24 protein-coding genes are annotated in these 20,019 nt (G+C 68.0%); 15 read left to right on the top strand and 9 right to left on the bottom strand.

The features are described 5' to 3' along the window. Positions 1-2: 2 nt before the first annotated feature. The gene (gene glgC, locus ACWGE0_RS39850; RefSeq protein ID WP_452266062.1) at positions 3-1,217 is read left to right on the top strand and encodes a glucose-1-phosphate adenylyltransferase; all 1,215 of its coding nucleotides are present in this window, start codon (positions 3-5) and stop codon (positions 1,215-1,217) included. A gap of 18 nt (positions 1,218-1,235) precedes the next feature. Here glgC and ACWGE0_RS39855 read toward each other — a convergent pair whose 3' ends face one another. Further along, positions 1,236-3,482 (bottom strand): SdrD B-like domain-containing protein, encoded by a 2,247-nt coding sequence (locus ACWGE0_RS39855; RefSeq protein ID WP_452266063.1) that lies wholly within the window; start codon positions 3,480-3,482, stop codon positions 1,236-1,238. Positions 3,483-3,599: 117 nt separating this feature from the next. Next, entirely contained in the window at positions 3,600-4,232 is a 633-nt protein-coding gene (locus ACWGE0_RS39860; RefSeq protein ID WP_452266064.1) for an O-methyltransferase, read from the bottom strand. 219 nt (positions 4,233-4,451) lie between these two features. Between ACWGE0_RS39860 and sigE the strand changes: the two genes are divergently transcribed. The 4 genes from sigE to tatB all read left to right on the top strand — a co-directional run bounded on the left by sigE (position 4,452) and on the right by tatB (position 7,538). Further along, a complete protein-coding gene (gene sigE, locus ACWGE0_RS39865) occupies positions 4,452-5,033 on the top strand; it encodes an RNA polymerase sigma factor SigE (RefSeq protein WP_082374044.1) in 582 nt (193 codons plus the stop codon). Then, a complete protein-coding gene (locus ACWGE0_RS39870; RefSeq protein ID WP_452266065.1) occupies positions 5,030-5,560 on the top strand; it encodes a zf-HC2 domain-containing protein in 531 nt (176 codons plus the stop codon). Before sigE ends, ACWGE0_RS39870 begins: the two co-directional genes overlap by 4 nt. Before the next feature lie 65 nt (positions 5,561-5,625). Beyond that, positions 5,626-7,146 (top strand): trypsin-like peptidase domain-containing protein, encoded by a 1,521-nt coding sequence (locus ACWGE0_RS39875; RefSeq protein WP_452266066.1) that lies wholly within the window; start codon positions 5,626-5,628, stop codon positions 7,144-7,146. Positions 7,147-7,163: 17 nt separating this feature from the next. Next, the gene (gene tatB / locus ACWGE0_RS39880; protein WP_452266067.1) at positions 7,164-7,538 is read left to right on the top strand and encodes a Sec-independent protein translocase protein TatB; all 375 of its coding nucleotides are present in this window, start codon (positions 7,164-7,166) and stop codon (positions 7,536-7,538) included. A 446-nt stretch (positions 7,539-7,984) separates the two neighbouring features. Here tatB and ACWGE0_RS39885 read toward each other — a convergent pair whose 3' ends face one another. Further along, complete coding sequence (locus ACWGE0_RS39885) at positions 7,985-9,130, bottom strand: Mrp/NBP35 family ATP-binding protein (RefSeq protein WP_452266068.1); 1,146 nt, start codon at positions 9,128-9,130, stop codon at positions 7,985-7,987. A gap of 103 nt (positions 9,131-9,233) precedes the next feature. Here ACWGE0_RS39885 and ACWGE0_RS39890 point away from each other — a divergent pair, with 103 nt between their 5' ends. Both ACWGE0_RS39890 and ACWGE0_RS39895 read left to right on the top strand, forming a co-directional pair. Beyond that, the gene (locus ACWGE0_RS39890) at positions 9,234-9,701 is read left to right on the top strand and encodes a MarR family winged helix-turn-helix transcriptional regulator (RefSeq protein ID WP_089909775.1); all 468 of its coding nucleotides are present in this window, start codon (positions 9,234-9,236) and stop codon (positions 9,699-9,701) included. Next, positions 9,698-10,096, top strand: a complete 399-nt coding sequence (locus ACWGE0_RS39895; RefSeq protein WP_452266069.1) for an NUDIX hydrolase — start codon at positions 9,698-9,700, stop codon at positions 10,094-10,096. The genes ACWGE0_RS39890 and ACWGE0_RS39895 overlap by 4 nt, the downstream gene beginning before the upstream one ends. On the opposite strand, the gene ACWGE0_RS39900 is transcribed toward ACWGE0_RS39895, so the two are convergent. Genes ACWGE0_RS39900 through ACWGE0_RS39920 form a run of 5 tightly spaced genes read right to left on the bottom strand, consistent with a single transcriptional unit; the run spans position 10,086 to position 13,461 of the window. Beyond that, positions 10,086-10,544 carry a hypothetical protein gene (locus ACWGE0_RS39900; RefSeq protein WP_452266070.1) on the bottom strand — a complete coding sequence of 153 codons (459 nt, stop codon included), beginning with the start codon at positions 10,542-10,544 and terminating at the stop codon, positions 10,086-10,088. The two genes, ACWGE0_RS39895 and ACWGE0_RS39900, sit on opposite strands and share 11 nt — an antisense overlap. Next, entirely contained in the window at positions 10,541-11,026 is a 486-nt protein-coding gene (locus ACWGE0_RS39905) for a DUF1003 domain-containing protein (RefSeq protein WP_452266071.1), read from the bottom strand. Before ACWGE0_RS39905 ends, ACWGE0_RS39900 begins: the two co-directional genes overlap by 4 nt. Further along, the gene (locus ACWGE0_RS39910; protein ID WP_452266072.1) at positions 11,019-12,272 is read right to left on the bottom strand and encodes a magnesium transporter MgtE N-terminal domain-containing protein; all 1,254 of its coding nucleotides are present in this window, start codon (positions 12,270-12,272) and stop codon (positions 11,019-11,021) included. The genes ACWGE0_RS39905 and ACWGE0_RS39910 overlap by 8 nt, the downstream gene beginning before the upstream one ends. Positions 12,273-12,286: 14 nt before the next feature. Next, on the bottom strand, positions 12,287-13,126 hold the full coding sequence (locus ACWGE0_RS39915; protein WP_452266073.1) for an aminoglycoside phosphotransferase family protein: 840 nt from the start codon (positions 13,124-13,126) through the stop codon (positions 12,287-12,289). Further along, a complete protein-coding gene (locus ACWGE0_RS39920) occupies positions 13,123-13,461 on the bottom strand; it encodes a hypothetical protein (RefSeq protein WP_452266074.1) in 339 nt (112 codons plus the stop codon). Before ACWGE0_RS39920 ends, ACWGE0_RS39915 begins: the two co-directional genes overlap by 4 nt. A gap of 243 nt (positions 13,462-13,704) precedes the next feature. On the opposite strand from ACWGE0_RS39920, the gene ACWGE0_RS39925 reads away from it, so the two are divergent. Next, positions 13,705-14,664, top strand: coding sequence for an HpcH/HpaI aldolase/citrate lyase family protein (locus ACWGE0_RS39925; RefSeq protein ID WP_452266075.1), 960 nt, complete (start codon positions 13,705-13,707; stop codon positions 14,662-14,664). A 156-nt stretch (positions 14,665-14,820) separates the two neighbouring features. Next, positions 14,821-14,997, top strand: coding sequence for a hypothetical protein (locus tag ACWGE0_RS39930; RefSeq protein ID WP_452266076.1), 177 nt, complete (start codon positions 14,821-14,823; stop codon positions 14,995-14,997). A gap of 12 nt (positions 14,998-15,009) precedes the next feature. Here ACWGE0_RS39930 and ACWGE0_RS39935 read toward each other — a convergent pair whose 3' ends face one another. After that, positions 15,010-15,411 carry a DUF4190 domain-containing protein gene (locus tag ACWGE0_RS39935; protein ID WP_452266077.1) on the bottom strand — a complete coding sequence of 134 codons (402 nt, stop codon included), beginning with the start codon at positions 15,409-15,411 and terminating at the stop codon, positions 15,010-15,012. Between the two features lie 200 nt (positions 15,412-15,611). On the opposite strand from ACWGE0_RS39935, the gene ACWGE0_RS39940 reads away from it, so the two are divergent. From ACWGE0_RS39940 to ACWGE0_RS39965, 6 genes are all read left to right on the top strand, one after another. Further along, on the top strand, positions 15,612-16,808 hold the full coding sequence (locus ACWGE0_RS39940) for an acyl-CoA dehydrogenase family protein (RefSeq protein WP_452266078.1): 1,197 nt from the start codon (positions 15,612-15,614) through the stop codon (positions 16,806-16,808). Between the two features lie 91 nt (positions 16,809-16,899). After that, positions 16,900-17,721 carry a hypothetical protein gene (locus ACWGE0_RS39945; protein WP_452266079.1) on the top strand — a complete coding sequence of 274 codons (822 nt, stop codon included), beginning with the start codon at positions 16,900-16,902 and terminating at the stop codon, positions 17,719-17,721. Positions 17,722-17,939: 218 nt separating this feature from the next. Then, positions 17,940-18,164 (top strand): hypothetical protein, encoded by a 225-nt coding sequence (locus ACWGE0_RS39950; protein WP_452266080.1) that lies wholly within the window; start codon positions 17,940-17,942, stop codon positions 18,162-18,164. 42 nt (positions 18,165-18,206) lie between these two features. After that, positions 18,207-18,806, top strand: coding sequence for a hypothetical protein (locus tag ACWGE0_RS39955; protein ID WP_452266081.1), 600 nt, complete (start codon positions 18,207-18,209; stop codon positions 18,804-18,806). 24 nt (positions 18,807-18,830) lie between these two features. Further along, positions 18,831-19,367 (top strand): hypothetical protein, encoded by a 537-nt coding sequence (locus tag ACWGE0_RS39960; protein WP_452266082.1) that lies wholly within the window; start codon positions 18,831-18,833, stop codon positions 19,365-19,367. A gap of 2 nt (positions 19,368-19,369) precedes the next feature. Beyond that, positions 19,370-20,011, top strand: a complete 642-nt coding sequence (locus tag ACWGE0_RS39965) for a hypothetical protein (RefSeq protein WP_452266083.1) — start codon at positions 19,370-19,372, stop codon at positions 20,009-20,011. The last annotated feature ends 8 nt before the right edge of the window (positions 20,012-20,019 follow it).

Genomic DNA, 20,019 nt, shown 5'->3' on the forward strand with positions numbered 1-20,019 from the left:
CCGTGAAGGGGCAGCCGCACGTTCTCGGAATTGTGCTTGCCGGTGGTGAGGGCAAGCGCCTGTGGCCACTGACGGCCGACCGCGCGAAACCGGCTGTGCCCTTCGGGGGCAACTACCGGCTGGTCGACTTCGTGCTGTCGAACCTGGTCAACGCGGGGCTCGCGAAGCTCTGCGTGCTGACGCAGTACAAATCGCACTCACTGGACCGCCACATCTCCACGACGTGGCGCCTGTCCAATGTGCTCGGTCAGTACGTGACACCGGTTCCGGCCCAGCAACGCCTGGGCCCTCGCTGGTACACGGGGTCCGCCGACGCGATCTTCCAGTCGCTGAACCTCGTCCACGACGAGAAGCCGGACCACGTGGTGATCTTCGGTGCCGACCACGTGTACCGGATGGACCCCGGCCAGATGATCACGCAGCACGTCGAGTCGGGCGCGGCCGTGACCGTTGCCGGCATTCGGGTGCCGCGCAACGAGGCCAAGGCGTTCGGGTGCATCGACTCCGACGCGTCCGGCAAGATCACGCGCTTCCTGGAGAAGCCGTCCGAGCCGCCGCACGTGCCGGACGATCCAGAAGTGACGTTCGCGTCGATGGGCAACTACATCTTCACCACCGAGGCGCTGCTGGACGCGCTGCGCGGGGACGCGTTGAACCCGGACTCCGACCACGACATGGGTGGCGACATCATCCCCATGCTGGTGGACCGGGGTAAGGCGCACGTCTACGACTTCCAGGACAACCAGGTTCCCGGCGCCACCGACCGGGACCGCGGGTACTGGCGTGACGTGGGAACCATCGACGCCTACTACGACGCGCACATGGACCTCGTGTCCGTTCATCCGATCTTCAACCTGTACAACCAGCTGTGGCCTATTCGGACGGCCACGCCGCCGTTGCCGCCGGCCAAGTTCATCGCCGGTGGGTCCGCTGAGGACTCGATGGTGGGTCCTGGCTCGATCATCTCCGGGAAGATCCACGGTTCGGTGATCTCGTCCGACGTGATCGTCGAGGTCGGCTCCGTGGTGCAGGGCTCGGTGCTGCTGCCCGGCGTCCGGATCGGCAAGGGCGCTGTGGTCCGGCGCGCGATCCTGGACAAGAACGTCGTGGTGCCGGACGGGGCGTTGATCGGAGTGGACGCGCCGATGGACCGTGAGCGCTACACGGTGTCCGCGAGCGGTGTCACGGTCCTCGGCAAGGGCGTCCGGGCTTACTGAACGAACGGTCGTGCCGGCCTAACAGCCCGTCAGCTTGATGTCGTCCTGACCTTCGAACCGGCGGCCGTCGACCGTGCGGCCGACGAGGGTCGCACTGGTCATGCCGCACGTCAGGCCGGTCTTGGTGGTGTCGAACTGGCAGACCAGATCGGCGCGGCCGTCGTCGTTGACGTCCTCACCCGGTGATCCGCACCGGACGAGGCTGTGTTCGAGGCCGGTGGCGCCGAAGGTGAGGCTCGTCCGGTCGACCTGAGTGACGGCGTTGAACTCCGCGGTGGACAGGATCGCCACCGGGATCAGGCCCTCCTTCTTCACGTTGATCGAGCTGGGGAAGCTGCGCGGCTTCACGTCCTGCGGCACCCAGTCGATCGAGCGGACGTCGTTGGCGCGGTTGGTGTCCTCCGGGTGGGGTTCGTCGGCGGCGATCACCGCGGTGGTGGAGAGCAGGTGCCTGCGGGCCTCGGTGCAGGACACCGTCCAGTTCTTGGTGAACGTCGCGGTCGTGCCGGCGTTGAGGACGTGCGCCTGTTGCTGTCCGGTGTTCGGCGAGATCGTGCAGTCCGCCGGTGCGCCGAACGTCACGGTGGTCAGCGTGTGCACAGCGTCGGCCGGGCCGGCGTTCGCGACGGTCACCTTGCTGGCGCAGTCGAACGCCTGGGTCTGGTACTGACGTTCGGTGCACGTCAGCCTGACGTCGGTCACCGAGAGGTCGGTGCGCTCGAACACCTCGACGCGGTCGGTCGCTGTGCCGTTGTTGTTCGCGGGGTCGGGGTCGATGACGTGCAGGTGGTCGAGCACGGCCTCCGCGGACGCGGTGAAGTCGTGATAGCTGCGGTTCGCGCAGGTCACGTCCCACTTCGACGAGACGGTCGCCGGGCTGCTGATCGACACCTCGTGGGTCGTGGCGGTGTTGGGAGTCAGAGTGCAGTCCGCAGGGCCGGTGAGGCCGAGAGCGACGTCGGTGTTCACCGGGCCGTGGTCGCCCAGGTTGACCGCGACAGCAGTGACGGTGCATTCGAACTGGTCACGCACGTAGGTGCGGGCCGCGCAGTCGAGCCGGGTGTCGGCGATGCCGACGTTCGCCTCGTCGATCACGGCGATGGTCGTTTCCGTGGTCCGGAAGTTGCTGGAGTCGTCGGGATCAGTCACGCCAGGGGTGAGGACGACCAACGTGTTGGAGTACGCGAAGCGGTGGAAGCTCGGCTGAGAGCAGGAGACTTCCACCTCGAAGATCACCTCGACCGGCCTGCCGATCACCAGCTGCCTGGTCGGTGCCGGTGACGTCATGTACATGACGGAACAGTCCGGCGGCAGGGCCAGCGCCTGGAGCCAGTCCCCCACGTCGATCACCGGTGCGGGACCCCGGTTCTCCAGCAAGGCCCGTATCCGCAGGAGGTGAGGGCTGTCCGCGGTCATCTCCGCGGGTGGGTCGATGAACTCGAAGGCGACCTTCACCGCGTCGGCCGTGGTCTCGACGTTGCCGAAGTCGCGGCCGTCGAACCGGGCGTCGCCGATGTTCGGGGCCACGTTCAGGGCGTGCCGTTCGGGGCCGCTCGTGCGGGTCCAGCCGTCGCGGCTCTCCTCGGTGAGCGCGTAGTCGCCCGGCAGGTGGCCGTCGAGCCGGAACTCGTAGTAGCCGTTGCCGTCAGTGGAGGTCGTGGCGACTGCTCCAGTGCCCTGACCTGCGTCGGAACGGTCGCGGTGCAGAGTGATGGTCCAGCCGGCCATGCCCTCTTCGCCGGCGTCGCGCACGCCGTTGCGGTTGGCGTCGTGGTACTTGTGCCCGCTGATCACCGGGACCGGCTTGCCCGACTTGTCCCGCGAGAAGTTTCCGCAGGTCAACGTGATGAAGCTGCCGCCGTAGGTCAGCGAGTGCAGCACGATCGGCCGCTCGGAGAAGGCGATGCCGATCGGGTGGTAGTCCTCGTGGCCGGGCGTGCACGGCACGTCCTGCGGCATGTCGTCGACGCAGTGCGACCATTCTTCCGCGTCCGAGTGGAATTGTCGGTTTCCGGCTGGTGCGTACCAGAGGAAATTGCGGTTGAAGCCACGCCCGAGGTAATAGCCCTCGGCCTGGCGAATGTCGTTCGGGGTCAGTTCGGTGTGCAGGCCAGGATCCAGGATGTATGTATCGCGGCCGCAGCTGGAGTGGATCATGTCGTCGCCGTTTCCCCAGCACGGACCGGTTGCCTGTGCGGGGGTGACGAGGCCGATGAGCGGTATCGCGGCAGCCGCCAGCGCGGCGAGAACTCTTGTTGGTTTCACCTGAGCCCCTTTCGGGGAATGGACGATCCCCGACCTTGCGGAGGGCATGTCGAATTGCCGTGAGGCGTTGTTACCGCGTCACTCAGGTGGTCCAGCAAGAATCTTTATCGGTGCCACTCAGGGTTTGCGTGCGGCGACCAGCAGGCCGTCGCCCAGCGGCAGGATGACAGGCACGAGCCTGTCGTCCTCCTTCACCAGCCGGGCGATGTCCCGCATGGCTTGGGTCGACTCGTCCCGCTTGCTGGGATCGACGACGGCGCCGTGCCACAGCACGTTGTCGAACGCGATGACGCCGCCGGGGCGCAGCATGCGCACGCCGTGGGCCAGGTACTGCGGGTATTCGGGTTTGTAGGCGTCGACGAAGACCAGGTCGTAGGCCGCGTCGGTCAGCCTCGGCAGGACGTCCAGCGCTTTGCCCATGATCAGGCGGGTGCGCGAGGGCGAGATGCCTGCGGACGCGTACGCCTCGCGGGCGGCGCGTTGGTGGTCGGGGGCCACGTCGATGGAGGTCAGGATGCCCGACTGGGGCATCCCCGCCAGCAGGTACAGGCCGCTGGTGCCCGCGCCCGTCCCGATCTCCACGACGGCCTTGGCTTGCAGCGCTGTCGCGAGGAACCGCAGTGCGGCTCCGCCACCAGCACCGATGGGCACGCAGCCCAGCTCCTGGCCGCGTGCTCGCGCTGCCAGGTGCACGTCGTCCTCGGGGAGGTACTGCTCGACGTACTCCCGCAGGGCCGATTCCGCTGTCACGGATAAGCAGGTTAGTGCTTCGGGTGCCCAAAACGGGTGAACGCGGCCCGAACCGAGATTCTCAGGATGCTCTCAGCCCACTCTCACGATCGTTTAAAGAGAGCAGGAGAAGGTACAGAAGCAACAAGCCAGGCTCTAGTCGGGAACAAGCCGGACCCGTCGCCCGTTGAGCCGCATAAGGGTCGCCGGGCGGCCCACATGGAGGTGCCGAAACACCTGATGCGCACGCAGTCGAGTTCGCCGGAGGCCGTCGCGCCCATCGAGACGGCCGACTGGACGCCGCCCTCGTGGGACGCAATCGTCCGTGAACACGCGGACAGGGTCTACCGGCTCGCGTACCGCCTGACCGGCAACCAGCACGACGCCGAGGACCTGACCCAGGAGACGTTCATCCGCGTCTTCCGGTCGCTCGCGTCGTACAAGCCGGGCACCTTCGAGGGGTGGCTGCACCGCATCACCACCAACCTCTTCCTCGACATGGCACGCCGGCGCAGCCGCGTGCGCATGGAGGCGCTGCCCGAGGACAACGACCGCCTCGAGGGTGACGACCTGTCCCCTGAGGAAATCTACGACGAGAACCACCTCGACCCCGACCTGCAGGCCGCGCTGGACGAGCTCCCGCCGGAGTTCCGCGCCGCGGTCGTGCTCTGTGACGTGGAAGGTCTCTCCTACGAGGAGATCGGCGCCACGCTCGGGGTGAAGATGGGTACCGTGAGGAGCAGGATCCATCGGGGCCGCCAGGCTCTGAAGGTCGCGCTCGAACGCCGTCGTCAGGAATCGTTGCTGGAGGACTCTGCATGACCGACCTCCGTGGTTGGGGCCTGCCTGAGCAGCATCTCTTGCCGGATGCCGTGGTTGCTTTCGTGGACGGAGAACTGTCCTCGGTAGCCCACGAGCGAGCCTCGTCGCACATTCAGCGCTGTGGCTTCTGTGCTTTCGAGACCTACACGCAGCAGCAGGCGCGCTCCGCGGTGCGCACCGCCTCCGCGCCCACGGCGTCGGCGTCGCTGCTCGACAGGCTCGGTGCCATCCCGCAAGAGGTCGATCTGCCGTCCGCTCCGGACGGGCTCGCGATCACCGAGGACGGACAGTTCGTCGCAGTGCAGCGGACCGACAAGCCCGCGTTCGGCTCAGGGCCGGTGCTGGGTTCGTCGAGACCCCTGGGCAGCAACGGCTGGTTCAACGGCCGCCGTGCCCGCCAGGGTGCCGGGGTCGTCGTGAGCGGCATGCTGCTCGGCGCGCTCGCGTTCACCACGCCGGACAGCGACGCGCCCGCCTCGCCGTCCGCGCCGCAGAACGCCCGCGCGGTCTTCGCGACCACCCCCTGACAGTCATTTCACTGTTCGTGAGGCACGCTGTAGTTCAGCACTCCTAGCGGAAAATTCGGGGAGAGATGAGCCAGCAGTCGCCCAACGGCCAGACGCCCACACCTGTGTCCGGAGTGGACGACGGAGCGCATCGCAGGCTCCGGCCACGGCCCTTGGTGCAGCCGCCGGTAGACCCCGCGTACGCGTCGGCGTTCGGCCGCCCGGACGGTGTCTCCAGCGCGTTCGCCACGCGAGACGTGCCCGTGCCCGACGTCCAGTCGGCGCCACCCCCTCCGGAGTCGCTCGTCAGCGCGTTCGGCCGGCAGGGCTCCGCGGAGCTCCTGCAGCGGCCCCCGCAGCCCGTCTCCGACCCCGATCCGGACATCGATCCGGTGTTCTGGGGCGACAAGCCCGCCGGTGACCCGTGGCGCGACCCCGCCGCCGGTGCCGTGATCGGCCCGCCCGCCGTGGGCGAGGACCCACCGGGCGAACCTGAGCGCAAGCCGGAGCCGGGTCCGCAGCTGAGCGTTCCCGAACTCCTCTTCGGCCGTCGGGTGAAGCCGGCCGCACTCGCGTTGCTGATGGTCGCGGCACTGCTCGTCGGTTCCGTCGGCGGCCTGATCGGCTGGCTGATCGGCAGGGCGGGCAACCCGCTGACCGACTCGACGGTGACGCTGGCCGAGGTCGAGCAGGGCAAGGAGCGCCCGCCGGGTTCGATCTCGGACATCGCCAAGCGCGTCACGCCCAGCGTGGTGTCGATCGAGTTCAAGGGCGCCAACGTGGCGGGCGTCGGTTCCGGCGTCGTCATCGAGGGCGGCGGCTACATCCTGACCAACGACCACGTGGTCGCCCCGGCGGCCCAGGACTCGTCGGCCAAGCTCAGCGCCGTCTTCACCGACGGCACCCGCGCCGCGGCCCGCGTCGTCGGCCGCGACCCGAAGACCGACCTCGCCGTCATCAAGGTCGAGGTCACCAACCCCACCGTCCTGCAGTTCGGCAACTCCGACGAACTCCAGGTGGGCGACAGCGTGATCGCCATCGGCTCGCCGCTGCAGCTGTCCAACACGGTCACCGAAGGCATCGTCTCCGCACTGCACCGCCCGGTGACCGCCGCGGGCGAGAACGCCGGCCCCCAGGTCACCTACGACGCGATCCAGACCGACGCGGCCATCAACCCGGGCAACTCGGGCGGCGCCCTGGTCGACTCGCGCGGCGCCCTCATCGGCATCAACTCCGCGATCCGCACCGAGTCCGGCGGCTCCGTCGGCCTCGGCTTCGCGATCTCCGGCAACCAGGCCCGCAAGATCAGCCAGGAGCTGATCCGCAGCGGCTCGGTGAAGCACGCGGACATGAACGTCAACGTGAAGTCCGTGTCCGCCGAGACCTCAGAAGGCGCCCAGGTGCAGAACGTCCCCGCAGGCGGTGCCGCGGCGGCCGCCGGCATCCAGGAGGGCGACGTGATCACGAAGGTCGGCAACCGCATCGTCCGCAACGCCGCCGAGCTGGTTGTCGCCGTTCGCGAGCACGAGATCGGCCAAACGGTCCAGGTGGTGCTGGCCCGGCAGGGCCGAGAGCTCAAACTAGACGTGACCCTGAAGTCCGACTGACAAGTAGGCTGAGACCTGTGTTCGACAGCATCGGATGGGTAGAGATCCTCATCATCGTCGTCGCGGGTCTCTTCATCCTGGGGCCCGAACGCCTGCCGTCCGCGGCAGCATGGTTGGGAAAGACGGTGCGCCAGGTCCGCGAATACGCGACCGGCGCGCGCGAGCAGCTCAAGCAGGAGATGGGCCCGGAGTTCGAGTCGCTCCGCAAGCCCCTGGAAGACCTGCGCGAGCTCCGCAACTTCGATCCGAAGCGCGCGGTCGCCAAGCACCTGTTCGACGACCCCGAACCCACCAAGGCCAACGGCTACCCGACGCCGTCCACGCCACCTGCACCCGAACAGCGCCCGCTCGCGCCGGGCGAGCGTCCGCCGTACGACCCGGACGCGACCTGAGTTCTGGGGCCTGGCCCGAGTTGTCCACAGATCGCCGAGCGGTGGCTTGACGGCCGTTGTCTGCCGCTAGCGTCACACGTATTGGGAGGCAAGGTCCCCCTGGTGGGGCGGGCTGCGCCGCCGTGCGTTCGAAGCCGTGGCTGGCGGGGGGCGTTCTCGCTCGGCACGGATGCCGCGCTGGGTACGCCCAGGTGCGATGTGCAGCTGAGCGGCGGTGATGCGCCCACGCCAAGCGATTGGGGCTTTACCTCGAGGGGGCGGGATGCTTCCCTGTTCGGGTTCGGCCGGGGCGCTTTTCACCCCGGCTTTTGAGGCCGATTCAGCATCCCGCCAGAGGCTCGAGGTCAAGCCCCAATCGCAATCGTCGCGCAGCGGCGGTGCACTCCCACGCCCTCGTCCACGCCCGACGCGACCACCCACGCAAGGTGAGGTGAGCGCGCCGAGGATCAGCGGCCGGCCGGTGACACGTTCAGCAAGCGCCCCGCCAGCCCGCGCGACCGCACGGACAGCTTCGTCGCCACCTCGGTGAGCACCTTGGCCGCGGCGGAGTCCGGCACGGCCTGCACGATCGGCGTGCCCGAGTCGCCGTTCTCCCGCAGGCGCGGATCCAGCGGCACCTGGCCGAGCAGCGGCACCTCGGAACCGATGGCCTTGGTCAACGACTCCGCGACGGCCACGCCGCCGCCGGTGCCGAAGACCTCCATGCGCGAGCCGTCGGGCATCTCCAGCCACGACATGTTCTCGATGACGCCCGCCACGCGCTGCCGGGTCTGGAGCGCGATCGAGCCGGCCCGTTCCGCCACCTCGGCGGCGGCCTGCTGCGGGGTGGTGACGACCAGGATCTCGGCGTTCGGCACGAGCTGGGCGACGGAGATCGCGATGTCGCCGGTGCCGGGCGGCAGGTCGATCAGCAGCACGTCCAGGTCGCCCCAGAACACGTCGGCCAGGAACTGCTGCAGGGCGCGGTGCAGCATCGGGCCACGCCACACGACGGGGGTGTTGCCCGGCGTGAACATGCCGATCGAGATGACCTTCACGCCGTGCGCGGACGGCGGCATGATCATCTTTTCGACCTGGGTGGGGCGGCCGTCGGCGCCCAGCATGCGGGGGATCGAGTGGCCGTAGATGTCGGCGTCCACGATGCCGACGGACAGGCCGCGGGCGGCCATGGCGACGGCCAGGTTCACCGTCACGGACGACTTGCCCACGCCGCCCTTGCCCGAGGCGACGCAGTACACGCGCGTCAGCGAACCCGGCTGGGCGAAGGGGATGACCGGTTCCTCGGCGCCGCCGCGCAGGGTCTTGCGCAGTTCGGTGCGCTGGGCGTCGCTCATCACGTCCAGGTCCACCCGGACGGACGAGACGCCGTCGAGGGCCTGGACCGCCTCGGTGACGTCCTTCGTGATCTTGTCGCGCATCGGGCAGCCCGCGACCGTCAGGAACACGCCCACGACCACGGCGCCGTCGGCGCCCACCTCGACGTCCTTGACCATGCCGATCTCGGTGATCGGGCGCCTGATCTCGGGGTCCTGCACACCGGCGAGCGCCTTGCGGACGTCCTCGACGGTGGGGAGCGGCTGGGTGGTGGTCACCAGGCCATGCTACGTCCGGTTCACGCCTGTCCTACCGGCCGGTCACTTTTGACGACAGGGCCAGGTCGTAGCTGGGTCGGCGCTGTCCGTAACATCGACGTCCGTGCCGGAATCGGGTAGTTCCCGGTTGCCCACCCGTGTCGAGCTAGGGGTGTGGCGATCGTTCCTCCGCGCGCATGCACGGATCACGAGGGTCCTCGAGGCCGAACTGATTGCTGAGCAGCGCCTATCGCTCGCGGCGTACGACGTGCTGGTTCAACTGGCCGAGACGCCTTCCATGCGCATGCGCATGACCGAACTCGCCGATGCCGTCCTGCTGTCCCGCTCCGGCGTGACCCGCCTGGTGGACCGTTTGGAACGCGCCGGCCTGGTCGGGCGGGAACGCGCCGACGGTGATGGACGCGGCATCGTGGCCGTGCTCACACCGCTCGGGGCAGAACGTCTCCGCAGCGCTTCCGCCACCCACCTCGCGGGTGTCGCGGAACACTTCGGGGAGAGCTTCGGGCCGGGTGAGCTCGAAGCCTTCGGCCGCACGTGTGATCGCTTGGCAGCGGACGACGTCTTTCCGTGATCACCGTCGTGGGACTTGTGCACGTCGAGGCTGGCCGTCTCCTCGTTGTGCGCTCACGCAACAAGAAGGCCTTCTACCTTCCCGGCGGGAAGATCGAGCAGGGAGAGTCCCCTGAGGACGCTCTGCGCCGGGAGGTCCGGGAGGAGCTCGGAATCGAGCTCGCACGGCCTGTCGTGCTCAAGCGCTACGTCGCTCCCGCTTACGGGGAGGGCGAGGGCGCGATGGTCGACATGACCTGTTTCACCGCTCAGCTCCACGGCACGCCGCAGCCCACCAGTGAGATCGCCGAGCTCACTTATGTGACGCGGGACGAGTACCGCGAGCACGCCGAGACGGCGCCCGCGATCCACGAGGTCCTGGCGGACCTGGTCGCAGGCGGACAGATCAGGACGTGATCCGCCGCACTTCGGCCATCACCTGTTCGTCCACATCGGCTTCGGCCCCGCCGGTGGCGTCCAGGATGTCGTAGTCGTCGTCCAGCACCGCGAGTTCGTCCGCCAGCTCGATGCAGTCGTGCCCGAACTTCCGGTGCACCCACCTCGTCAGGTCTTTCGGTGCCAGTTCTCCGGCGAGCACGCGCCGGGACATGGCCCGCAACGCCGCTTCCTTCGCCGCGATGGTGCCCCTCTCGTGCCATTCCAGACCGAGTTCCGGCAGCACGTCCCGGAGCCGGATCGGCACCTCGACGTCGGCTTCCCGCCGCGACACCGCCGCCAGCACGGCCAGCGAGGGCGCCGGGACGTCCTCCATCAACAGGTCGCAGGCGGCGAACACGACGTCACCGGCGGACTTCTCCTTCACCCACCACAACGCCACGACGTCGCCGAACTCCTCGATCGTCACGGCCGGACCTTCTTGCGGTTGTTCTGCTCCTTCACGAGCTTGTCCAGCTCGTTGCGGATGAAGTCACGCGTCGCCACCTCGCCGAGCGCCAGCCTCACCGCGGCCAGTTCGCGCGCCAGGTACTCGGTGTCCGCCTTGGTCTGCGCCGCCCGCGCCCGGTCCTCCTCCAGCGACACCCGGTCCCGGTCGTCCTGCCGGTTCTGGGCGAGCAGGATCAACGGCGCGGCGTAGGCGGCCTGCGTCGAGAACGCCAGGTTCAGCAGGATGAACGGGTACGGGTCCCAGCGCAGCGACACCGCGACGAGGTTCACCGTGATCCAGGCGAGGACGATCAGCGTCTGCCAGAACAGGAACTTGCCGGTGCCGAGGAAGCGCGCGAGTCGTTCGGAGAGCTGGCCGAACGTGTCCGGGTCGATCGAGAAGCGGAAGCCGCGGGGCTCGCGCGGCTGGTCGAGTCTGCGCCGAGGCAGCAGTTCAGGCATGGCTCAGTCCCGTCTCGCGCCAGTTGTCCGGCAGCAGGTGGTCCAGCACGTCGTCCACGGTGACCGCGCCGAGCAGGTGCTCGGCCTCGTCGAGCACCGGGGCGCACACCAGGTTGTAGGTCGCGAAGTAGCGCGTCACGTCGCTCAGCGAGGCGTTCGGTGAGAGGCGCGCCATGTCCGTGTCGAGCACACCGGCGACCAGGTCGAACGGCGGTTCGCGCAGCAGTCGTTGGATGTGCACGCAGCCGAGATAACGACCGGTCGGCGTTGCGGAGGGCGAGCGGCACACGAAGACCATCGACGCCAGCGCCGGCGTGAGGTCGGGATTTCGCACTCGTGCCAACGCTTCCGCGATCGTCGCGTCCGGGGTGAGGATGATCGGCTCCGGGGTCATGAGGCCGCCGGCGGTGTCGAACGAGTACTCCAACAGGCGCCGGACCGGTTCGGACTCCTCGGGTTCCATCAGTTCCAGCAGCCGGTCCTTGGTGCCTTCGGAGAGTTCCGCGAGCAGGTCGGCCGCGTCGTCCGGGTTCATCGCTTCGAGGATGTCCGCGGCACGTTCCTCGTCCAGGTGCGCCAGAACGTCCTTCTGGTCCTCTTCGGACAGTTCCTCGATGACGTCCGCGAGCCGTTCGTCGTCCAGTGCGTCCGCGACCTCGTAACGGCGTTTGGGTGGCAGCTCGTGCATCGCGTTCGCGACGTCTGCCGCGCGCATGCCTTCGAACACCGCGACGAGCTGCTGGGCGCCCTGCGGCTGGCCGGCGATCTCGTTGACGCTCAGGCCGCCGATGTCCTCCCACCGGAACACCTGCACCGGGCCCTTGGGGCTGAACCGGCCGGTGCGCTGCCGGACGGCGACGCGGACCATCCGCCAGTCGCGGGTGCGGGTGAGTTCCATCGCGGCGTCGACGACGATCGCCGTGCCGCCGTCCTCGAGCTGGATCCTGGCGTCCAGCACCTCGCCGATCACCAGCACCTCGTTGACGCGCTGGTGGAACGGGCGCAGGTTCACCGATCCCGTCGCGAGCGTGACCGCGTTCGGCTCGATCGAGGTGAGTCGCAGCATCGGCACGAAGATCCGCCGGCGCGTCACCAGTTCGACGACCATGCCGAGCACGCGCGGTGGTTGCCGGTCGATCCGGAGGCTGATGACGACGTCACGGGCCTTGCCGATGGGTTCGCCATCGGGGCCGAAGACGGGAAGTCCGGCCAGTTGGGCGATGTAGATCCGGTTCACAGCCACCACATGACCAGGCTAGATCAGGATCTGACCGCCCACCGGGCGATCTCGGCGAGGTTGACCGCAAAGTCGTCCAAGTCCTCTTCCAGGCACCAGGCCCAGTTCGCGACCGCCCGGTAGAGCGTCCAGTCCCGCGCCTTCGTCACGTCCAGCTCGGCGGCATCGCAGATGGTGAGGAAGCGGTCGGTCAACCCCCTGCGACCGTCGAGCTCGTCGAACCTGTTCCACAGCAACGGAATCACGCTGTACTCGGGGTCACCGGACAGCGGTTTCGGATCGATCATCAACCACGGCTCGCGGTCGCCGCGCAGCACGTTCTCGTAGTGCAGGTCCTCGTTCACCAGCGTGGTGCCCATGGTCCTGTTGTCGGCAACGTCACGTGCCGCGTCGAACAGTGTGCGCGGTATCGCCGGGTGATCTCGCAGTTCGCCTTGGAACCCGCGGATCTCCGCGGGGGCTTGCAGGTCGCGGTGACGGCGCAGCAGCCCGCAGATCACCCCGACGGCCTTGTCGATCGGCTCGTCGTCCAGCGAGTGCGCGGGGTCGAGGCGTTCGAGCAGCAGCGCGCCGAGCTCCTCGTCGTGGTCGAGCAGCCGCACGGTGCCGTTGCCGTCGTAGAGCTTGAGCGCCAGCGGTTCGCCCTCCGTCTCCTCGCCGACCCAGGTGATCTTGAGCGCCGCCGGGTGTCCGTCGGCTCGGCGGACCGGGAGCACGATGGCGCAGAACCCGTTCATCAGCGGCCCGTCCGGGGTGAGCCGCCACCGCGAGCACGCCTTCGTGGCGAGCTTCGGCAGCGAGGCCACCCACTCGTCGGCCCGGTCGCCGAGAGCCTTCCCGAAGCCTTCCGGAACGGTGATCATGAGCTGAACTCCAGCCGGTACACCGCTTCCCACTCCGGTTTGGTGTTGAGGCGGGCCGTTCTGAGGGCCTGCGTCGTCTCCTCGTCGGGCTCGGTCAGGTGCGCGACGGCCTCGGCGTCGATGAGGTGGGAGTGCGTGCTGGGGGAGCGCACGGTGACGGTGACCTGGGCCTGGTCGCTCAGGCCCGGCACCTGTTGTTCGCTGCCGCCGGTGACGACCCACAAGGCGTCGTCACGCCAGTGCGCGTGCACGAGACGGGGTTCGTGGCCGGTTGAGGTGATCCAGACGGCCGCCGCTTTGCGCAGCGCCGCATCGAGGACTCGAGTGATCTCCACCGGTTCAGCCTGCCAGTGTTGGATGGCCGCTGCTCCGCAGACGGCGGCGAGTTCGCCGAGTAGTTGGTCGTCCGGCCGAATCGCTCACGGCGGATTGGGCTTCGCCGAATCCGCCGTGAGCGGTTGACCGGACGACCAACGCGAACTCGCGTTTGTGAAACGGGACTCAGCGAATATGCGCCCGGAGATGATGCGTGCCACTGTGGCGCTCATAGTTACCGGCCGGTACAAGGAGGTACTCCAGTGGTCGACCAGCAGCGTCCCCGTCGCTCGTGTCTGGCGGTCCCCGGCTCGAGCCAGAAGATGATCGACAAGGCGCGCACGCTGCCGGCGGACCAGGTGTTCCTGGACCTGGAGGACGCCTGCGCGCCGCTGGCCAAGCCCGATGCCCGCAAGACCATCGTCGCGTCGCTCAACGAGGGCGACTGGGGCAACAGGACCCGTGTCGTGCGCGTCAACGACTGGACGACGGAGTGGACCTACCGCGACGTCACCGAGGTCGTCGAGGGCGCGGGCGCGAACCTCGACTGCATCATGCTGCCGAAGGTCCAGACGGCCGAGCAGGTCGTCGCGCTCGACTTCCTGATCACCCAGATCGAGAAGACGATGGGCTACGAGGTCGGCAAGATCGGCATCGAGGCGCAGATCGAGAACGCCCTCGGCCTGAACAACGTCAACGCGATCGCCACCGCGTCCCCGCGCGTCGAGACGATCATCTTCGGCCCCGCGGACTTCATGGCGTCGATCAACATGAAGTCGCTGGTCGTGGGCGAGCAGCCGCCGGGCTATGACGTCGGCGACGCCTACCACTACATCCTGATGCGGATCCTGATGGCCGCTCGGGCCCACGACAAGCAGGCCATCGACGGCCCCTACCTGCAGATTCGCGACGTCGAGGGCTACAAGCGCGTCGCCGGTCGTTCCGCGGCGCTGGGCTTCGACGGCAAGTGGGTGCTGCACCCCGGCCAGATCGACGCGGCCAACGAGGTCTTCAGCCCGAAGCAGGACGACTACGACCACGCCGAGAACATCCTCGACGCGTACGAGTACTTCACGTCCGAGGCGGGCGGCAAGCGCGGCGCGGTGATGCTCGGCGACGAGATGATCGACGAGGCGTCGCGGAAGATGGCTCTGGTGATCTCCGGCAAGGGGCGTGCCGCGGGCATGTCGCGGTCGAACGTCTGGTCTCCGCCGGAGGACTGATCGGGGTTCAAATCCGTTACGGATTGTGCGCTACTTCACCCCGATTGTTACTGGACGTGGTCGACCGTCACAGGTTGCGTTCAAAACGGGTGAAGTGGCGCACAATCCGTCACCGAAGTTTGCGGTCCGCCCCCGTGGTGGGGGCATGCTCTGGGCATGTCACATTCGAGTAACGGCAGGGCGAGCAGACGGTTGCGGCTTTTCAAACGCCGTGAAGACGACCTGCTCGAGCGCAGCTTCCGCAGCTGCCCGGGATGCGATGCCGACGTCCACGTGTTCGCCGACGTCTGCCGCCACTGCGGAGGCGCGCTGGAGATCGCCCTCGCGGGCTGAGCCCGCTTCCCGCTAGTTGTAGCCCTGATTTGCCGCTGCGATGACCGCGATGATGATGATCGCGAGGTAGAGCAGCCAGCCGGCGATGACGACGTAACCGACGATCACCCCCGCGAGCGCCATGCCGCGGCCGTCCTCCTCGCCCCGCCTGATCTTCCCCATCGCGATGTGGCCGAAGATGACGCCGACGATCGCCGTCACGCCACAGGTGGCAAGACCCACGCACGACAGCACGAGCGCGAGGATCGCGTTCGTCTGAGACTTGGGCGGCGTGTAGCCGTAACCGCCGTACATGGGCTGCTGGCCGTACGGGCCAGGCTGTCCGGGCTGGCCGTAGGGCTGCTGCTGTCCGTATGGCTGTTGCTGGCCGTACGGATCGCCCGGCTGCTTCGGGTTGTACGGGTCGTAGGTCATGCGGTCCCCCTAGATGTGGTGAGCCGGGATCTTAAAGTCCACACTTTGAGTTCGTCGCGTGTGGGTGCGCGATTACACCTGTCAGGGATGCTGTTTCGGTACAGCGGGCGCTGCTGTGTTGCGGAGAGCACACCGCGGTCGCAAACGGGCGTTAACCGGTCCATACTCGCCGGTAACCAAAGCCTTGGAAGGGAAGTGCGATGGCGCGCCTCGCCCAGACCGCGGGTCTCACGGACATCCAGGAAGAAATCCTCGCGACCGTTCGCACGTTCGTGGACAAGGAGATCATCCCGCACGCCCAGACGCTGGAGCACGGCGACACGTACCCCGCCGACATCGTCGAGGGCATGAAGGAGATGGGCCTCTTCGGCCTGACGATCCCGGAGGAGTACGGCGGCCTCGGCGAGTCCCTGCTGACCTACGCGCTGGTCGTCGAGCAGATCGCGCGCGGCTGGATGAGCGTCTCCGGTGTCATCAACACGCACTTCATCGTGGCGCACATGCTCAAGCAGCACGGCACGCCCGAGCAGAAGGAGAAGTACCTGCCGCGGATGGCCGCCGGCGAGGTGCGCGGCTCGTTCTCCATGTCCGAGCCCGAACTCGGCTCCGACGTCGCGGCGATCCGGACTCGCGCCGTTCGCGGCGATTCCGGCTACACGATCAACGGCCAGAAGATGTGGCTGACGAACGGCGGCACGTCGAACCTGACCGCGGTGCTCGTGAAGACCGACGAGGGTGCGGAGAAGCCGCACCAGAACCTCACGACGTTCCTGGTCGAGAAGCCGGAGGGTTACGGGGAGGTCCTGCCGGGCCTCACGATCCCCGGCAAGATCGACAAGATGGGCTACAAGGGCGTCGACACCACCGAGATGGTGTTCGACGGCTTCGAGATCGCCGCGGACCAGGTGCTCGGCGGTGTCACGGGCCAGGGCTTCCGGCACATGATGGACGGCGTCGAGGTGGGCCGGGTGAACGTGGCCGCCCGCGCGTGCGGCATCGCGATCCGCGCCTTCGAGCTCGCGATCGAGTACTCCCAGCAGCGCAAGACGTTCGGCAAGATCATCGCCGAGCACCAGGCCATCGCCTTCAAGCTCGCCGAGATGGCCACCAAGGTCGAGGCGGCGCACCTGATGATGGTCAACGCCGCGCGCCTGAAGGACTCGGGCCAGCGCAACGACGTCGAGGCCGGCATGGCCAAGCTCATCGCGTCGGAATACTGCGCCGAGGTGACGCAGGAGTCGTTCCGCATCCACGGCGGCTACGGCTATTCCAAGGAATACGAAATCGAGCGCCTGATGCGTGAAGCGCCGTTCCTGCTGATCGGCGAAGGCACGTCGGAGATCCAGAAGACCATCATCTCCCGCGGCCTGCTCCGCGACTACCAGTCACGCGGCTGACACGCGGCTCGACGTTCCCCCGTTAGGGGCCATTCTTTCACGAGAGTGGCCCCTAACGATTTTTGCCTGGGGGCCTTAAGGTTCGCTCACTTTGAGCACAGATCTGACGCTTCCGAGACCTGTGTCGCCGCCGCACGTCGTCCGCCTGGAGCTGGACACGTTCACCGCCGTCGACCGTCCCGCGCTGGCCACCTGGTTCGGCGCCGTGTTCACCGACCTGCTCGCACCCCTCTGCCCGGCATCGGTGGAGGAGCTCGTGTCGGTGGCCCGCGATTACATGCCATCTGACACAACTCCTTGGGGTCCACCGGGTTACGCCCGACTGCTGCTCTCATCGGGTGACTTCACCCTTCCGTCGTGGCACGCCGCACTGGCGGACCTGCCCTCGTTCCTGCGCGTGCAACTCGTCCAGCTCGACTCCCAGGGCCTGCCCCTGGTCGAGGACGGCTGGTGCGCCGAGATCCTGCTGAAGGACGACCCCGCGTTCCCGCACCAGGTGGTGGTCACCGCGTCCCGCTCGTTGTTCGGCGGCTGGATTTCCCATGCCGCGCAACAAGATTGGTTGTCGATGTTTCGCACGGGCGCGTCCCTGGTCCGCGCGTCGGGCGGCTGGATCACCTTGGACCGCGTGGGAGTGCGGACCGCACACGAGGTCGCCGTGGGCGTGGGCCTCGACGAATCTCTTTTCATGGCCGCGGAGTTGGCCCGCGGCGCGCACTGGGTGACGTTGCTCGGCCCACGCCAAGTCGCCGCTTTGGGTGGCGTGCAAGAGGTTTGCGCGACCGCACCGTGTTCGTCGGTGCTGGACCTGGGCGGCGGCCGAATCCTTTTGCAGCTCACCGAACACCTCGACGAAGTACCCTCGGAGGCGGTGGACGCGCTGGCGAAGTTCCTGGCGCCGGTGCTGCACTGAACCTGGGAGGGTTGTAGATGCACGAGCTTCCGTGGCGTACCGGCATGTCGTTCCAGCTGTGGAGTTACGGCGTCGGCCATTCCGAGCTGAGGCTGTACAGCAAGGCGGGCGGATGCTCCTGGCCACGACCTGTGCGGAGCACCTGGCCGGTCGCGAGGTGACGCGACAGCCGCCTCGCGAGCTGGACGGCGCAGAGGTGTTCATGTTCGCCCTGGTCGGTGCCGGGCAGACGCCGACGGGCGGCACCGTCCACCGTCACGACCTTCGCGGAGGCCGTCACCGGTCTGGCCCTGGCCAGGTACGGCGAGGAGAGCGGCGTTTATCTCTTCTACTGCGACGACGAGTGGAACGTCGTCTCCGACACGATGCACGAGAGCGTGGGCGTCGCGATCAGGCAGGCGATCTTCGAGTTCGAAGGTCTCGAGTTCCGCAAGCTCGGCTGACGTTGCCCGGCGAGATCCGGCCCGTCCTGGCACCCTGTGACGGTGAGGCCCTCCGTGAAAACCGACGTGCTCGTAGCTGTGGACACCGCGTTGCGACCGACGGGCTTCGTCCGCCGCGGCCACGTCTGGCTGCAGGAGCGCGGTGACGGCGTCTTCGGATGGCTCGGTTTCGGTCTGGCGGGCTCACTCGACGTCACCCCGCTGATGGGTGTCTGCTTCCGCCGGTACGACGAGGTCTGCCGCGCGCTCGGCGTCGGCATCCCCGGGACACCCGTGGTGTCCGCGCCGGTGGGCTACCTGATGGGGGAGAAGCCGGTCTGGCAGTGGGCCTTCACGCCAGGTGGCGACCACGCGGCGGTGGCTTCGTCGCTGGTGGGTGCTGTGGTGAAGCACGGTGTGCCGTACATCGACCGGCACGCCAAGTGGGACGCGCTGTCCCGCGAACTCGTCGGCAAGCCGGAGTCGCTGCTGGACTTCGAACGGGCGCGGAAGCTGGCGATCATCCACCTGCTCAACGGGAACGCCCGCGCGGCCGGTGAGGTGCTGAAGAAGGAACTCGAGCGGGTGGCGGACAAAGTGGACGTCTACGCGCGGTCGTACCGGGCGTTCGCGCACAGGTTCGAAATTGCGTTTCCCGGCTGACGGGGTCACGGCGACACTGCCCTGGTGAGTGATGACCCGGCCGAGGTCGCGCTGTCCGTGATCGAGGCGGCACGACGGTCCACGGCAGAGCTGATCGGTGAGCGGTGGCTGTACATCGGGCGTGCCTGCGACCTCGTCTGGCTGGGGTTCGGCCCGTACCGCGAGGTGACCGATCATCGAGGTGAGACCCGCGAGATCGGTGAGTACGCGCTGCACCTGCAGTGTCCGTGGCGGGTGACCCACGGGGATCGGCTCGTCACCAGGTCGTCCCACATCTACGTGCCGGGACCGGACTGGACCGGTGACGGTGACTTCGACTGGGACGTGCAGGGTGCCAACAGGTTCGACGCCAGAGCCGGGCAGCTGACCGAGTTCCTGGCCGGCGGGCGGATCGTCGTGACGTCGGTCGAGGTGACCTCCCTCGGTGATCTGACGGTCTCGCTCTCGGACGGCTTCCGGCTCGAGGTGCGCCGGGACGGTGTGGTGCGAGATGAGGACTGGCGGTTCTTTCGGCCGTATCGCGACGACGAACACGTGGTCGTGCCCGAAGAGGAGGACTGATCGTGCGGTCGTATCCGAGCGTTCCGTGGGACGCGTCCGATGTGACGGGAGGCCCCGTCGACGAACTCTTCGCGGCCCTGCGGCAGAAAGTCCGCGGGCTACGGGTCGAGCGACTGGCGGTGTTGAACCCGAACGACGACGACAACGTCTGGGTGATCACGCGTGCGCGGGACGGGGCGGAGATCAAGATCGACACGTTCCCGTCCGGCAGGCTGCCGTTCCACGTCGAGGCGGACGGCGAGCGACCGGTCGATCATCAGCGGGTGGCCGATGCGGTGGCGCACGTCGAGCGGTGGTTGAGGATCGGGCCCGCGTCGAGGGAAGAGTGGCTGAAGGACTGCGTGCGGCGGCTGGCGATGCCCGCTGACGCCCAGCGCGCGTGGCTCGAGTCGATCGGCACCGCACCGTCGGCTGACGAGCTCGCCCTCGAGTTCGACGACGCACGTCAGGGGCCGTTGACCAGCAGCACTGAGGCCGCGGTGGCGGTCGCCCGCATCGACCGGCTGCTCGACGCGATGAGCGGGCCGAGCCCGGTGTGGCACGTGGACGCGCTCGCGGACGCCCCGCAGTGGGCCGAGGTCCGCGCGCTCGCCCAGGAGGTGCTCCCGCTGCTGGAGACGGGGAAACCGGCAAAACACCCGTAGGCGTCTCA

It is taken from the genome of Lentzea sp. NPDC054927 (assembly GCF_053610285.1).